At 69.4% G+C, this 581-nt stretch carries 2 protein-coding genes; both read right to left on the bottom strand.

The window, feature by feature from the left end:
• Positions 1–113: 113 nt before the first annotated feature.
• Positions 114–218 carry a DsbA family protein gene (locus AOZ13_RS15815; protein WP_394324685.1) on the bottom strand — a complete coding sequence of 35 codons (105 nt, stop codon included), beginning with the start codon at positions 216–218 and terminating at the stop codon, positions 114–116.
• 28 nt (positions 219–246) lie between these two features.
• The coding region (locus AOZ13_RS13680; protein WP_148294617.1) for a thioredoxin domain-containing protein at positions 247–581 on the bottom strand (335 nt) is incomplete at its 5' end.

The following is a 581-nucleotide window of genomic DNA, read 5'->3' as shown; positions in this document are numbered from 1 at the left end:
CAGCGCGCCGGAGGGACGCGAGGTAGGACCGTCGTCTCACGCGCGACCGTAGCCGACGCGCGAGCAAACCCGTATCGCTTCCCGCGTCGCGCACGCCGCCTCGTTCTCGCGTCTCAGTTCGACAGCGCGGCGTCGATCTTCGCGCTGATCGTGTCGTATCCCGGATCGCCGGTCGCCGTGCCGTTCACGAACACGGTCGGCGTCCCGCGGACGCCCATGTCCTTCCCGGTCGTCGTCGCTCCGCCTTCAGGTAGGGCGTGTACTTCCCGCCCTTCGCCGCGCGGCGACCGTCCCGAGGTAGTCGTACCCGCGCGCGCCCGCATCGACGTACGCGTCCTGATGGGCGAAGAGCGTGTGGGTGTACTCGAAGAACGCCGCGTCGTCGAGGGCGTCCTGCACCGCGCGCGCCGCGTTCGCCCCCGCCCACGACCACTCCTCGCTCACCGGAATCGGGAAGTCGCGGTGCTCGTAGCGGACCGTTCCGGGTTTCGTGTAGTTCTCGACGATCCGAGGCATGACCTCCGTCGCGTAGTGCGCGCAGTGCGGGCAGGCGTAGTCCTCGAAGACCGTCACGGTCACGT

Origin of the sequence: Halarchaeum acidiphilum MH1-52-1 (genome assembly GCF_000474235.1) — an archaeon.
Lineage (GTDB): Archaea > Halobacteriota > Halobacteria > Halobacteriales > Halobacteriaceae > Halarchaeum > Halarchaeum acidiphilum.
Note: the sequence above shows the minus strand (reverse complement) of the source record. Positions and strands in the feature narration are given on the sequence as shown.